Here is a 13,933-nt window from a genome sequence, read left to right on the forward strand (position 1 = left end):
AGCCGCTGAGCCCTCACTATCTTGATGTCAAGATTTCTCGCGGGGGAGAAGACATGGCTCAGGAAGCGCTCGGATATGCCATGAACGGCTGATTCCCTCCGGTACGCACGTTGGCGCGCGTCCGACAACCTGGGCAACAGGCTGTACTTCCTCGAACCCGTGCGCGGCTGATGACGTCTGAGTGACGGGTGCGGGAGGTGGGTCATGCGCAGTCCCGAGCACCCTCCGCCACCCCGGGAGAGGGGCCGCACCAAGCCATGAGAACCGCCGAGCAGCGGCGTATCCCGGTCGAACTGTCATGTCCGGGTATGGAATGTTCTGTCTGCGGGGATGTCTACCAACGACCCCCACCGAGCACGGGAGGCGCGGGATGGGTAAAAAGGGCGGGGACCATTCCGGGAAACCGGACACCGCAGGAGGCGACGGCCACCGGGAGAAGCCTCCGGGCCCCACGAAGCCGTACGAGCCACCGAAATGAGTCCGCGTTGACGACGGCACGGCACGACCTCGTCCGCACCCTGGAGAGGGCCGGTGCCGTGCCTCCCGCGTGGCGCAACGCCGTCGCCGCGGTGGACCGGGCGCTGTTCATCCCCGCGCGGTTCGGCACGTTCGACGCCGAGGCCGACCCGGAGACGTGGCGGTCGGTCGTCTACAGCGACGCCCCGGTCATCACCCAGGTCAACGACGGGCTGGACCTCGGCGCCGGGGCGTTCGAACGGCCGACGTCCTCGTCCTCCATGCCGTCCCTCATGCTGGAGATGCTCGACCTGCTCGACGTGCGGGACGGCGACCGCGTGCTGGAGATCGGGACGGGCACCGGCTACAACGCGGCCTGGCTGTGCCACCGTCTCGGTGAGGACCGGGTCACCACGGTGGAGTACGACCGGGAGGTCGCCGCGCGGGCCCGCGCCAACCTGGCCGCCGCCGGCTACCGGCCGACCGTCGTCGTCGGTGACGGCCTGGCGGGCCACGCACCGGGCGCCCCCTACGACCGGGTCATCGCCACCTGCACCCTGCGCGACTTCGGGCACCTGGTGGAGCAGTGCCCGAGCGGGCGGATCATCGCCCCGTGGGGCAGCAGCTTCTTCCACGGCTCCTTCGCCACCCTCGACGTGCGCGACGGCATCGCACAGGGCAGCCTCACCGGTGACCCGGGCTTCATGTGGGACCGCGTCCGGCGCGCCGGAGCAGGTCACATCCGGGACTACTACCACGGCGAGACCGGCGTCCAGAGCAGCACCCGCGTCCCCCCGCAGAACGTGCTGCAGACCGATCCCGCGTTCTTCGTGTCGCTGCACGTCACGGACGCCTGGTACCGGTGGTGCGACGCGGAGGACGACACCGGGGAGGCCACACTGTGGCTGTTCGCCGACGACGGCACGTCGTGGGCCACCGCCGAGTACGTCCCCCGCACCGAGGAGTTCGAGACCGACCAGTACGGGCCGCGCCGCCTGTGGGACGAGGTGGAGGCCGCCTACCGGGAGTGGGAACGCCTGGGCCGCCCCCCACGCGACCGCTTCGGCCTCACCGTCGGTCCGGACGGCGCCCCCCAGGTCTGGCTCGACACCCCCGAGCGACCGGTCCCCTGAGGTGGAGCTCCGCATCGTTCCTCCGACCCCGGCTCCCGACTGCCCGCGCTTCTCGGCCGACTACCGGTGACGGTGCGTAAGGTAGGACGGATTCGGGCATAGCCCCTTCGGTCGGTACGGAGGACGGGAGGTCCCCCATGGGCAGGCACGGTGACGGCAAGGGCGGCGAGGAGGGCGACAAGAAGCAGTCGCCCCAGGAGTCCGACGGCCAGTGGCCCCCGAAGAAGAAGTGACCGCGTGAGCGATCCGCAGCGGCTGGTGGAGATCCTCACCAACCTCAAGGCCCTCACCCCGCAGTGGACGGCCGCTGTGTCCGCGATCGACCGTGCCCTGTTCGTACCGGACACCTTCCGCCAGGGCGATCGGGTCGTCGACCGGTCCGACACCCCCGCGACGTGGGCCCGCTACGTCTACGGCGACCTCGCTCTGACCACCCAACTCAACGACGGCGCCGACACGCACGAGGACGGGCCGCAGATCCCCACCTCCTCCACGTCGATGCCTTCGCTCATGCTGGACATGCTGAAGCTGCTGGAGGTCTCCGAGGGACACCGCGTCGCTGAGATCGGCACCGGCACGGGCTACAACGCGGCCTGGCTCGCTCACCGGCTGGGCGACGACAGCGTCGTCACGATCGAGACCGACCCCACGCTCGCCGAACGCGCTCGCGCCAACCTCGCGGCGGCCGGACGCCGTCCCACCATCGTCTGCGGCGACGGCCTCGCCGGGATCCTCCAGCACGCTCCGTTCGACCGGTTGATCTGCACCTGCTCGGTGCAGTCCGTGCCGTACGCCTGGATCGAGCAGACCCCGGCCGGACGGATCGTCACGCCGTGGGGCAACGGCTTCTTCTCCGCGAGCTTCGCCGTGCTCGACGTCGCCGACGGTGTCGCGCACGGTCGCTTCACCGGCCGCCCGGCTTTCATGTGGGCACGCCAGCAACGTCCCGGGCGGGGCTTCCTCTCCGACCACCTCGACGCGCCGAAGGCGTCCGAGACCACCACCGGCATCAACCCCGAGACGCTGTACGGGGACCTCGACCAGCGGTTCGCCGTCTCCGTCGGCCTGTCGGGAGGCATCTGGCCGCTGCTCGTGGAAGCCGACGACGGCAGCGACGAGTCCACCCTGTGGCTGCTCACCGACGACGCCCGGTCCTGGGCCTCGGTGGACTACGTGCCCGGCCACGAGACCTTCTGCGTGGAACAGGGCGGCCCCCGGCGGCTGTGGGACGAGATCGAGGCAGCACACCAGCGGTGGGCCTCGGCCGGCCGCCCCTCCCGGGACCGCTTCGGTCTCACCGTCACCGCCGACGGCCAGGCCGTCTGGCTGGACGAACCGGAGTCGCCCTACGCGGTCGCTGCTTCCCCCCGGGGCACGGCACAGTTTTCGCCGTCCGAGGCGTGACATCCGACCTCACTGTCCGAAGCCGGACGCGACACGTTCTCAGGCGGCGCCCGGACGATCGTGCAGGGCCTTGGCGATGAGGTCATGGATGAGGTGTTCGCCGGGGGCCCGGTTCTCCTTGAGGCGAGGTAGGTCGTCGGGTCCGAACCAGTCGTAGGTGCTGTGCTTGGACCACTCCAGGGCGGGGCGGTCCAGATCGCCGTCGACGGTGACGAGGTAGTCGGCCTCGTGCCGGGTCCCGTTCCCGTCGTCGCCGGTCCAGGTGCTGATGCCGAGCAGCCGTCGGACGCTGAGCAGGCGCCAGCCGGTCTCCTCCGCCACCTCGCGGGCGAGCGTGTCCAGCAGATGTTCGCCGGGCTCGACGTGCCCCCCGACGATGTCCCAGCAGTCGGGGAAGAGTCGCTGGTCAGTGCTGCGCTTCTGGGCGAAGGCTTGGCCCGCCGGATTGAGGACGACCGCCCCCACCGCCCAGACCTCGCCGACTGCGGGAACCGGGATCTCGACACCGCGGTCCACGGCCACATGGAGGTGATCGTCAGGCATGTTCACACGGTATCGGCCGCTTCCGACCCCTGTACTGAGCGCGCATCCCGGCTCCTCCCTTGCATCGGGGATTGCCAGGGGTGCGCCACCGCTACGTCGCGGCACAGGTCGGCGAACCGCTCGGTTTCGCCCGCGCACAGTCGCTCCATCGGCCTCGCCGGGGGCGGAGGTCTCAGACAGCGGACGCCGCTCCCGACCAGTGAGGCGAGTAGGGCCACCCCGAGCACCAAGCCGGAGTCCGCCTCGTTCACCGGTCCACCGCCGGGAGGAGCAACACGCACCAGGTGCTCGTGCCGTCCTCGCTGGTGCCCCACCGGTGGCCCAGGGCGTCGACCAGCAACATGCCGCGCCCGCTCTCGTCATCGGGTCCCGGGTTCTTGACTCGCGGACGCCCGGGCGAACCGTCGTCCACTTCGATGCACAGTTCGGCATCGTTGCGGGCGAGCCTGAGTGCACGCTTCGCCCGCTGCCGTGAAGGACGGCGTTGGTGACCAACTCGCTGGTCACGAGCTGTGCGACGGCGACGAGTCCCGCGCAGTCCCAGAGGCGAAGGTGCGCCCCGACCACCTCGCGCATCTGTCCGGCTCTCTCGGGGTGTGGGGCGAAGGACACTGCGACGTGGTCCACGTGCTGGGTGTGCGGTACAGGCGTGCCCAACTCTCGCGGGAGGTGAGGTCGTGCGAGCGTCACAGGGATTTCCTCCACGGCTCAGGTGACGGGGGCCCACGGCAGTACCCCCGCTGCAGGCGGGTTTTGTGGGTACGGGCTGTCGCCATCGGCTCTGATGCGACCACGTTGATGCACGCCATGGTTAACGTTCAATCGAACACACGAAAGAGCATGAATTGGCAATTGCCAATTAACGTGCATGGGGTGTTGCCGTGAGGGCTGTGCGTGCAAGACTCCGGACTGCACTCTCCGACTGGGCGACGTCATGCCCCGTCCGCCAGGCAGGGGCCCCAACCGGGCGGACAGCGAACCGAATCAAGGAGACAGGTGGCCGCACGTAGAGGACCGACGTACCTGCGGGTCATGTTGGGCAAGGAGCTCCGCGCGCTCCGCGAGCAGAAGAGCCGCGAGAGAGACGGCGGGTACACGGCCGAGGCCGTCTCCCTCGCTCTGGGCTTCTCTCGCTCCAAGCTGAGCCGAGTAGAGGCCGGTGAGATCCCGCTCCCGAAGCTGGCGGACCTCGAAGCTCTGATGGATCACTATGGCGTGATACATGACGCAGACCGCGACCAGCTGCTCCAGATGCAGCGGGATTCGCTGAAGAGCGAGCCGGTCACCTCGTACCGCCATGTCCTGCCGTCAGGGTTGCCGCGATACCTGGGGCTGGAACGGGAATCGGTCCGCGTCCGGGGCTACGAGAACAACGTCGTGCACGGCCTTCTCCAGCACGAGGCGTACGCACGGGCGCTGATGGGCTCAGCCAAGATTGTCGAGGAGCGCACGACCGATGCGGTGGAAAGCAGTGTGAGGGCACGCCTGGAGCGCAAGGAACTCCTCGACGGTGACCGCGAGGTCCACATCATCCTGACGGAGTCAGCCCTGCGTACCGCCTACGGAAGTCCTGAGGTGATGCGTACTCAGTACGGGGAGATCATCCGCCTCTGTCAGCGGGACAACGTGGAGGTGCAGATCATTCCAGAGAACCTGTCCGACATGTACCGCGCAGGATTCAGCTTCACGATCTTGGACTTCGTTGAGTTGGACCCTGTCGTGCAAAGCGACAGCTACAGAGCGACCACGCTGTGGTCGAAGCCCTCTGACGTCGGGCAGTACCAGAGGCAGTTCGATGCCATGGTGAAGGCGGCGCCCGGGCCCTCCCAGACGCCGCAGTTTCTGAAGAACCTCGAAGAGAAACTGTGGAGATGAATACTCACTCGATCCCCCTTCCGCACCAGGCTTCTGTGTCCCCTAGCTCCTGGTTCAAGTCGTCGTACAGTGACCAGGGTGGCGGCAACTGCATCGAGGTCGCCCACCTCGGCGCCACCGTTGGTGTCCGAGACAGCAAGGACCTGTCCCGGCCCGCGTTCGTGGTCCCGCAGGACGCGTTCGCGGCCTTCGCGGCGTTCGCGGCCGTGCACAGTGTCTGACCTCATGGCGTAGGCAGCAACGCGGCCCTCCTGAGCCACAGGCCAGGAGGGCCGTCTGCGGTGTCGCCGCGACTCCTCGGCAGTCCGCTGGGGGCATGGGCGGATGGCCTTACCTCACGTGCTGCTGGTCTGCGGGGCGTCGGGCCCGTCGACCGCCAGTGCCGCAGGCAGCGGCAACCCGTACTTCTCGCACAGGAACCGGGTCTGGCAGTACCGCTGAGCGTCGGCGGCCACCCGGCCGAGAACCGCGGAGTTCATGCCGGCACCGACGAGGATGCCCACGAACGGGACGACCTTGGCGACGTTTTTGACAGGCACCCTGGCGCCGGCCGGGCCCAGTTGCTGCATCAACTTCTCAAGAGCGGCCAGGAGACGGTGATCCTGGCGGAGCTTCTGCGACCAGTTCACGCGTCCCTTGACCGCGTCCGCTGCCCGAGCGACGTCCCGCAACGGTTTGGCTTTGGCCGCCTGAGCCATGAAGGATCGCTGCACCAGGCGTTCGATGAAGTCCTGTTCCTTGGGGTCCTTGGCGTCGTAGCCGTAGGAGTACGCGACGCGCGCCGCTATCGACGTGCTCAGAACCTGGATGACGAGGATGTCCGCCGTCATCGCAGCGGGTATCCCGGCGACGGGGACCAGGGCCAGCAGGCCCATGGCGCCTCCTTCGAACGCTCCGGTGGTCCGCCACTTGAGGGTGTTGCGGGTCAGCAGCCGGTCACAGACCTGAAGGTCCTGCTGCCGCAACTCGGTGAAACAGTCCACTTCGAGGCCGCGCTTGCGGGCGAGCTTCTCGACGTTCTTCGGGTCGTTGAGATCCAAGGCCCAGTCGTTGACCAACTCGAGTAGTGCCGCCGCGCCGGCAAGCGCCGGTCGCATGGCCGTGTCGGAGACCAGGTCGCCTGCGCGACGCATCGGTTCCGCGACCGCCTCCGGTACGGCTTCCTTGGCTCGACGCAGGGCGTTTCCCGCCACCTCACCGCTACGGTCGAGTGCGGAGCTGGCCCAGTTCGGCAGGCCACGGCGTTCCTTGCGACGCTGCCAGTGCTCGTTGAGCGCGTCCCACACTTGCTGCTCGTACGCGGTCATCGGGATCACACCGTCGGCCAAAGGGTCGGCGCACGTGCTCATTGACGTTCTCCATCTCGACTGGATCTTGCCTGCACCACCCGTCCGGCGTCCGCCGGGGCGGGTCTCGTTATGAGTGGTGGTGCTCACCTGCGCCTCTCCCCGCGGTGTCGGGGACACCGCCACGGGCCCGGCGTCCGTGCCCACTCAGACAAGTATCAGAAGTGGTGAGGTGACCAACGGTCATTGACTTGATCGGTGGGAGAATTCTCGGGCGAGCACATCGACCTCGGCCCGCCATGCCTGTACCTGACCGTATGTGGGCCCGAGTTCGTACAGGTGGTAGTGGCAGTCCAGGCTGAGCGGGGCCCAGCGGGCCGTCGCCTGCCCGGCCTTCTCCGATGCGGTGAACGAGTGCGGGGTGCGTACCGCAATCCGCTGCTGGACGCCGCGTCGCCCCAGTGCGCGCCGGGGCCGATCGTCGGGCTTCTGCCCTCAGCGATACGCCGGGCTTCGCGCTGTGCTTTCCTGCCGACTCCGGCACAGTGCAGGTATGACGTTGGGTTTCAGCGGTGACGTGGCGGACTACTACGCGAAGTTCAGGCGGGGCTACCCGGAGGAAGTCCTCGACATCTTGCAGGAGTTCTTCGCGCTCACGCCGGACGACACCGCCCTTGACCTCGGATGCGGCACAGGGCAGCTTGCCGTTCCACTGGCCTCCCGGGTCCGGTCGGTCATCGGCATGGACCCCGAGCCCGACATGCTGCGCCTCGCTCGCGCGTCCGCCGCCGGACAGGGAGTCACCAACGCGACCTGGGTCCTGGGCGCGGACACGGACGTCCCCGCCCTGGGCGCACTGCTGGAGCGACGGCCGCTGCTCGCGATGACGGTGGTGGGCCAAGCTCTCCATTGGATGAGGCACGAGGCCCTGTTCTCCGAGTTGTTGCCGCTCTGTCGTGCTGGAGGTGGCGTCGCCGTGGTGTCGAACGGGACGCCGCTGTGGCTGCAGGACACGGAGTGGTCCCAGGCTCTGCGCCGTTGTTTGGAACGTCACTTCGACACCCGGTTGAGCGCGTCGTGCGGCACCGCTGAGGAGGACCGGCTGCGGTACGCCCTGGCCCTCGAGGACGCCGGCTTCACCGACGTGCGCACCACCTCGGTCGCCTACACCGATGAGCTGACCTTCGAGCAGCTCATCGGTGGGCTCTACTCGGCGGTGCCGGCACATCAGCTACCGGGCGGCGGGGAGCGGTCCGCGTTCGCGGAGCGTGTCCGGGAAGCGCTGCCCCCGGGTGAACTGTTCACCGAACATGTCGAGGTCGTGGCGCTCGTCGGCCGGGTTGGCTGAGCAGCCGGAATCGCTTCGTGACAAAACGTCCGTGCACCGACTCGCCACCTGACCTCGACGGCTTCAACGTTGCCGCCGTCCCCCACCGGACCGTGCCGGAGGGCGCGGTCAGTCCATGACGAGGACGGCTTTGCCGCGGCCGTGGCCGGTTTCGACGTCGCGGTGGGCGTCGGCGGCGCGGGCCAGGGGGTACGCCTCGCGGATGTGGACGGTCACCTTGCCCTGCTCGTACAGGGCGACGAGTTCGGCGAGCCGTTCGGCGGAGCGGGCGCCCTCCACGTCACGCAGTCCGAGTCTCTCGGCCTCCTCCATGGCGACCATCGTGACGACGCGGTCGCGGTCCTTGACGAGTTCGACGGAGGCACGCAGCGCGTCGGGTCCGGCCGCGTCGAGGGCGGCGTCGACGCCGCCCGGGGCCAGTTCCCGCACCCGGTCGACGAGTCCGTCCCCGTAGATGACGGGGAGGGCGCCCAGCGCGCGCAGGTGGTCGTGGTTGCGTTCGCTCGCCGTGCCGATGACCCGCGACGCGCCCCAGGCGAGGGCGAGTTGGGTGGAGAAGGTGCCGAGACCGCCCGCCGCCGCGTTGATGAGGACGGTGTCGCCCTTGTGCACGCCGACGGTGGACAGGGCCATGTGGGCGCCCTGGCCGTTGCCGGGGAAGCCGGCCGCGACCTCCCAGGGCATCGCGGCCGGCTTGCGGACGATCTGGTCGGCGGGCACGGTCAGGTACTCGGCGTAGCCGCCGAGGACGGTGTAGCCGAGCACCTCGTCACCGGCGGCGAAGCCGGTGACGTCCTCGCCGACCTCGTCGACGACGCCCGCGAACTCGTTGCCGAGGACCATCGGGAACTCCGGCCTGATGAACGGGGGCGTCCACCCGCCGCGCACCCGGACGTCGAAGGGCATCACCCCGGCGGCGCGGACGCGGACCCGCACCTGGCCGCCGGACGCGTGCGGGACGTCGAGGGACGCCTCCCGCAGGACGTCGGGCGGGCCGAACGCGGACAGGGCCGCCGCTCGCATCATCGGGAACTCTCCACGGGGTCGAAGTGGTCTCGGGCCTGGTCCAGGACGCGCAGGACCTGCGTGCTCAGTTCGCTCCGCACGAACGCACGGGCCTCCGCCAGCCCCGTCCCGTCGCCCAGGACCGCCGCCACCCCGGACTCGTCGAGGACCACCGTCTGCCGCGAGGCCACCGTCGTGCCGCCGGGGGTCTCCGCGATGCGCCACTGGACGTGGTGGGAACTGCCGAGCGGGGGCAGCAGCAGGTGCTTGTACGCGATCTTATGAGGGCCGAGGCCGACGCGGGTGGCTTTCGTGGTCATGGTCCCGCCGCGCGGCTCGCGGGTGACGAGCTCCAGCAGGTGCGCCGGCCCGTTCTCCTCCCGGACCGTGGCCCGCTCGACGTGGTCGAGCCGCTGCGGCCAGCGGGCGGCGTCGAAGAGGAACGCATAGACGTCCGGGGCCGAGCCGCCGGGGATGACGACCTCGTCCTCCACGACGACGAGCAGCTCGGGGAAGGCGGCCTCCAGTTCGGCGGCGGTCTGCACCGCCGAGAGCTCCGCCGGGGCGAGCTCCGCCACGGTCCGCCGCAGCGGGGCGAGGGCGTCCGTGTGTCCGGGCGACACGGTGAACGCCTGTTCCAGCCGGACGACGCACGCCGCGTCCCCGTCGGGTTCGACCACCCAGTCGCGGCTCATCGACGTCATGGGGGCCTCGATCCGTTCCGGGACGAAGCCGACGCGCAGGCCCGCCGCGTCCACGGTGCGCAGCGCGACCCAGTGCTCGACCCGCTCGCCGGACGTCGACCACATGCCGACGCGTTCCCGGCCCCGCGCGTCCGTCCCCAGGCTCTCCAGGTGGACGAACGGGGGGAAGACGCGCGGCCAGTTGTCGAGGTCGACCAGAAGCCGGAAGACCGACTCCGCGTCCGCCCGGACCCGCGCACGGTGCTCCACGTTGACGGCTTTCGCCGTTGCCATACCTCAGCCCCTCGTGACGGACGGGTGCCGGCGGTCCGCCCGCCGGCTGACGTCCTCGGTGGGCACATGGCCGACGGCGACGCCGCGGTCGTCGACGTCGTGGGAGTGGCTGGTGCTGCCGCCGGGCAGCGTTACCAGGTCGGTGACCCGGACGCCGGTGCCGGCGGCCGTCCGCAGGTCCTCCCCGGCCCGGGTGGCCTGCCCGGCCTGGGCGGGCAGCGCGGTGAGCGCCGTCAGCAGGGCGACGCCCGCCGCCAGTCCCGCCGTCCGCGACCGTCTCGCTCTGCCGTTGCCCACGTCGAGTTCCCTTCCTCGCCCCGCCGCGTGGGTCCGCACCTCCCCGCGCGGTCCCTCGGCCTGAACGGCTCACCGTCACGGCCTGCCGTCCAGGCCCGCTCGAACCCGTCTTGGGTTCAGCCGACGAGCTCGGCGAGGTGCGGAACGACGGAGTCCGGCCCTGGCTGGGCGGCGAGTGCGGCGGCCGGTGCGCCCGCCGTCCTGCGCAGGGCCTCGTCGTCGAGGAGCCGGTTCAGCACGCCGCTGTCGACCTCCTCCGCCTGGAGGTCGAGGCCGATGCCCGCGTCGGTGATGATCTCGGCGTCGCTCCAGTTGCCGGCGCCGCTCGGGCTCGGCCCGCCAGTCGGGCAGCACGCAACCGCCGTGGCTGTCCGCCCACCTGAGCGGCTCCGCGCGCGGGCCGGCCGGGTTGGAGAGCCCGGCCGCGTACGGTGACACGTTCTGGTGGTTCCTCGTCCTCGTCCTCGCCATGTTCGTGCCCGCCCTCCTGATGCCGCGCCGCCCACCCGCCGAGGACGCCGGGGACGGCGACGGGCCGGTCCCGGCCGTCGACCGGCCCGCGTCCGCGGGGGCTTGAGCGGCGTTCCACCCGCCCTGGACCTGCTCCGCGCACCGTGGAGGACGACGCCGCCGTTGTCCGACCGCGCGAGGAAGTGGGGCGCATGCCAGGCCAGCCACGCACGAGGACCGACCTGCTGGCGGGGGCACGGGAAGCCGCCGTCGTCGCGGCCCGCCACGCCGCCGACGCGGACGCCGACCGGCTCCTGGACCCGCGCGTCGCCGACGCCGTCGTCCGCGCCGGGTTCGCCCGCCACTTCGTGCCCGCGCGGCGCGGCGGCGGCGCCGGGACCTGCCGGGAACTGCTGGCGGCCGTGGCCGCGCTCGGTGAGGGCTGCACCGCCGCCGCCTGGTGCGCCTCCGTCGTCGCCGGAGCCGCCCGGATGGGCGCCTACCTGCCGGAACAGGGCCAGCGGGAGCTGTGGGCGCGCGGCCCGGACACCGTCGTCGCGGGCGCGCTGATGCCGCACGGCAGCGCCACGGAGATGAGCGACGGCTGGCGGGTCACGGGGGAGTGGGACTTCACCGGCGCCGTCGACTTCTCCGACTGGGCCCTGGTCTGCGCGCTGATGCCCGACGGGGACGGGCACTCCTCGTGGTTCTTCGCCCTGCCGCGCGAGGACTACCGGGTGGCGGACACCTGGACGTCGGTCGGGCTGCGGGGGACGGGCAGCAACACGCTCGTCACGGACAACGTCTTCGTGCCGCGCCACCGGGCCTTCCCGCGCGCCGAGATGCTGGCGGGCAGGGCCGTCGCGTCGGCCGCCCGCTGCCACACCGCGCCCCTGCGGCTGCTGAGCGGGCTGCTGTTCGCCGCCCCGGCCCTCGGCGCGGCCCGGTCGGCGCTGCGGATCTGGTCCGACCAGCGCATCGTCGACGCCGTCGGCCCCGAGGCCGACGAGGAGAGCCGACGGGCCGCCGCCCGCGCGGCCACGGCCGTGGACGCCGCCGGACTGCTGCTGGCGCGGGCGGCGGCGGTGGCCGACGCGCCGACGGCGGACGCCCTGGAGGCGGCCCGCAACCCGGCCGAGTGCGCCCTGGCGGTCGAGCAGCTCGTCGACGTCGTCGAGCGGCTGTTCCGCTCCTCCGGCAGCACCGCCCAGCTCGCGCCGCACCCGCTCCAGCGGATCTGGCGCGACGTGCACAGCCTGGCCAGCCACGTCGCCCTCCGCTTCGACGGCCCGGGGGCCGCGTACGGGGCGCAGCTGCTGCGCTTCCCCGAGCCGGTGTGAGCTGAACCGGGTTTCGTAGTGGCCCTGAAGCCGGGCATCACCGCCTCGGCAGAGGGGAGACATCGCATCCGACGGCTGCACCACGGAAGTACCGCGACGAACTGCGTGAGCGAGCCGTTCGCGAAGTCCAGACCTCAGGCCGCCCGATCGCGCACGTCGCGAAGGATCTGGGCATCCACGAAGAAGCCCTGCGCGGATGGGTCCGTCAGGCCGAAGCCGACCAGGGCACCCGCCCTGACCTGCTGTCCAGCTCCGAATGTGAAGAGCTGACACGACTGCGCAAAGAGACAGCCGAACTGCGGCGGGCGAACGAGATCCTCAAGGCCGCCTCGGTGTCCTTCGCCAAGGAGCTCGACCAGCCCCGCACGAGGCCGACGCGGTGATCAACCACCTCCGCAAGCCCTCAACGGCACCTTCAACGCCGGACTGATCGAGCACCAAGGCCCCCGGCAAGACGCGGTTCAGGTCGAACACGCCCTCGTAAAGTGGGTCGGCTGGTACTGCAGCGAACGACGGTACTCCGTCCTCGACCACCTCCCGCCGGAGGAGTACGAGGTCCGCCACAACCGAAACCTGCCCCCTCAGGCAGCCGCCTGAAACCAGCCAACCCGGCCGCTACGCAACCCAGAACAGCTCAGGCCTCGGTGTCCCGGGTCGGCCCGGTGGGGGCGATGTCCGTCATCAGGCCGGCCTGGGTGCTGGTTTCGCGGGTCTCGGTCGACCCGGCCCGGACACACCGCAGGACATCGGTCCACGGCGTGCGGCCCGGACTGTTGGCGAGCAGGGTGGCCTTCATCGTGTTCTGCTTCTTCTTTCCCGACACGTCTCCGCCCCGCTGGGCCTGTTCAGCGGGGCGGAGACGTGTCGGGGCGGCGGCGCTGCGCTCAGGCGAAGGTGGGGACGCGCAGCTGGTCGCGGACCGGCTCGGTGGGGGGCAGGGGCCGGGACGTGGAACCCGACGCCGGCGGGTTGAGCACCTGGAGCTGAAGCCGCTGCAACTCGGGCGAGGGCTCCAGACCGAGCTCGTCGTGCAGGATGCGGCGCAGGTTCTGGTAGGCCTGGAGCGCCTCCGCGCGCCGGCCCGAGCAGCCCAGGGCAGCGATGAGCTGGCCGTGGAACCACTCGTTGAGCGGGTAGTCGTTCACCAGCTTGCGCAGCTGCGGGATCGACTCCCGCTGTCTGCCGAGCTGGTTGTCGGCCTCGATCCGCAGCTCCAGCGCGCGGATGCGGACCTCCTCCAGGTGGACGATGTGGCCGCTCAGCATGTCGCCCGCCGGGATGTTGGACAGCGCCGGGCCGCGCCACAGCTCCAGCGCCCGGTTCAGGTGACCCGCCGCGGCGGCCGGCTGGCCCTGGCTCAGCTCCGTCTGGGCGCGCGACACCAGACGTTCGAAGACGCGGATGTCGACCTCGTCGTCGTTCACCGCGATCAGGTAGCCGGGGGCGTGGGTGACCAGCAGGGCGCGTTCCGACGGGATCAGCTGCTCGCTCTCGAACATCCGCCGGGCGTGGTAGATGTACGTCTGGAGCGTCGTTATGGCACTGCGCGGCGGCCGTTCGCCCCACAATTCCTGAACGAGGCAGTCCGACGTCACGATTTCGTTGGGCCGGGTCAGCAACAGAGCCAGGGTCTGGCAGACCTTGGGGGTGCTCGGCAGATGGGTTCTGCCGTCGTCGCTGACGATTTCAAAGGGGCCGATGAGGTTGAATCGCACTGCACATGCTCCTCTTCATGAGTGAAGAATGCGATGCCGCGTTGTGCTGCTCCGAGTTCCGAGAGGTTGGCATCCAAACGGTAGGCGTGTGCGGTGCTATCCCC

The 13,933-nt window shown here is 70.4% G+C and carries 14 protein-coding genes and 2 pseudogenes; 8 read left to right on the forward strand and 8 right to left on the reverse strand.

What is annotated here, in order from left to right; genetic code table 11:
• The first annotated feature begins 485 nt into the window (after positions 1–485).
• Together V6D49_RS17725 and V6D49_RS17730 are read left to right on the forward strand one after the other, a co-directional pair.
• Positions 486–1,589 carry a methyltransferase domain-containing protein gene (locus tag V6D49_RS17725; RefSeq protein ID WP_340560950.1) on the forward strand — a complete coding sequence of 368 codons (1,104 nt, stop codon included), beginning with the start codon at positions 486–488 and terminating at the stop codon, positions 1,587–1,589.
• 237 nt (positions 1,590–1,826) lie between these two features.
• Positions 1,827–2,993, forward strand: coding sequence for a methyltransferase domain-containing protein (locus V6D49_RS17730; protein WP_340560952.1), 1,167 nt, complete (start codon positions 1,827–1,829; stop codon positions 2,991–2,993).
• A gap of 39 nt (positions 2,994–3,032) precedes the next feature.
• On the opposite strand, the gene V6D49_RS17735 is transcribed toward V6D49_RS17730, so the two are convergent.
• A complete protein-coding gene (locus tag V6D49_RS17735; RefSeq protein ID WP_340560954.1) occupies positions 3,033–3,536 on the reverse strand; it encodes an NUDIX hydrolase in 504 nt (167 codons plus the stop codon).
• A gap of 996 nt (positions 3,537–4,532) precedes the next feature.
• Here V6D49_RS17735 and V6D49_RS17740 point away from each other — a divergent pair.
• The gene (locus V6D49_RS17740) at positions 4,533–5,411 is read left to right on the forward strand and encodes a helix-turn-helix domain-containing protein (RefSeq protein WP_340560955.1); all 879 of its coding nucleotides are present in this window, start codon (positions 4,533–4,535) and stop codon (positions 5,409–5,411) included.
• A gap of 35 nt (positions 5,412–5,446) precedes the next feature.
• Complete coding sequence (locus tag V6D49_RS17745) at positions 5,447–5,632, forward strand: DUF397 domain-containing protein (RefSeq protein WP_340560957.1); 186 nt, start codon at positions 5,447–5,449, stop codon at positions 5,630–5,632.
• A 114-nt stretch (positions 5,633–5,746) separates the two neighbouring features.
• On the opposite strand, the gene V6D49_RS17750 is transcribed toward V6D49_RS17745, so the two are convergent.
• Positions 5,747–6,760, reverse strand: a complete 1,014-nt coding sequence (locus tag V6D49_RS17750; protein WP_340560959.1) for an EcsC family protein — start codon at positions 6,758–6,760, stop codon at positions 5,747–5,749.
• Between the two features lie 490 nt (positions 6,761–7,250).
• Here V6D49_RS17750 and V6D49_RS17755 point away from each other — a divergent pair, with 490 nt between their 5' ends.
• Complete coding sequence (locus V6D49_RS17755; protein WP_340560961.1) at positions 7,251–8,045, forward strand: class I SAM-dependent methyltransferase; 795 nt, start codon at positions 7,251–7,253, stop codon at positions 8,043–8,045.
• Between the two features lie 108 nt (positions 8,046–8,153).
• On the opposite strand, the gene V6D49_RS17760 is transcribed toward V6D49_RS17755, so the two are convergent.
• The 4 genes from V6D49_RS17760 to V6D49_RS17775 all read right to left on the reverse strand — a co-directional run bounded on the left by V6D49_RS17760 (position 8,154) and on the right by V6D49_RS17775 (position 10,563).
• Positions 8,154–9,071, reverse strand: coding sequence for an NADP-dependent oxidoreductase (locus tag V6D49_RS17760; RefSeq protein WP_340560963.1), 918 nt, complete (start codon positions 9,069–9,071; stop codon positions 8,154–8,156).
• The gene (locus tag V6D49_RS17765; protein ID WP_340560964.1) at positions 9,068–10,027 is read right to left on the reverse strand and encodes an aromatase/cyclase; all 960 of its coding nucleotides are present in this window, start codon (positions 10,025–10,027) and stop codon (positions 9,068–9,070) included. The genes V6D49_RS17760 and V6D49_RS17765 overlap by 4 nt, the downstream gene beginning before the upstream one ends.
• A gap of 3 nt (positions 10,028–10,030) precedes the next feature.
• Positions 10,031–10,324, reverse strand: coding sequence for a hypothetical protein (locus tag V6D49_RS17770; RefSeq protein WP_340560966.1), 294 nt, complete (start codon positions 10,322–10,324; stop codon positions 10,031–10,033).
• A gap of 116 nt (positions 10,325–10,440) precedes the next feature.
• Entirely contained in the window at positions 10,441–10,563 is a 123-nt protein-coding gene (locus V6D49_RS17775) for a hypothetical protein (RefSeq protein ID WP_340560967.1), read from the reverse strand.
• A 170-nt stretch (positions 10,564–10,733) separates the two neighbouring features.
• Between V6D49_RS17775 and V6D49_RS17780 the strand changes: the two genes are divergently transcribed.
• From V6D49_RS17780 to V6D49_RS17790, 3 genes and pseudogenes are all read left to right on the forward strand, one after another.
• A complete protein-coding gene (locus V6D49_RS17780) occupies positions 10,734–10,901 on the forward strand; it encodes a hypothetical protein (RefSeq protein WP_340560969.1) in 168 nt (55 codons plus the stop codon).
• 85 nt (positions 10,902–10,986) lie between these two features.
• Positions 10,987–12,114 carry a hydrolase gene (locus V6D49_RS17785; RefSeq protein WP_340560970.1) on the forward strand — a complete coding sequence of 376 codons (1,128 nt, stop codon included), beginning with the start codon at positions 10,987–10,989 and terminating at the stop codon, positions 12,112–12,114.
• Positions 12,115–12,206: 92 nt separating this feature from the next.
• Positions 12,207–12,497, forward strand: a pseudogene (locus tag V6D49_RS17790) (transposase); the annotation flags it as partial.
• Positions 12,498–12,850: 353 nt separating this feature from the next.
• Here the strand turns inward: V6D49_RS17790 and V6D49_RS17795 are convergent.
• Positions 12,851–12,976 (reverse strand): annotated as a pseudogene (locus tag V6D49_RS17795) (transposase family protein); the annotation flags it as partial.
• A 22-nt stretch (positions 12,977–12,998) separates the two neighbouring features.
• Positions 12,999–13,829: an AfsR/SARP family transcriptional regulator gene (locus V6D49_RS17800; RefSeq protein ID WP_340560972.1), complete on the reverse strand. Its 831-nt coding sequence runs from the start codon at positions 13,827–13,829 to the stop codon at positions 12,999–13,001.
• Between the last annotated feature and the right edge of the window lie 104 nt (positions 13,830–13,933).

It is taken from the genome of Streptomyces sp. GSL17-111, assembly GCF_037911585.1.
Taxonomy (GTDB): Bacteria; Actinomycetota; Actinomycetes; order Streptomycetales; family Streptomycetaceae; genus Streptomyces.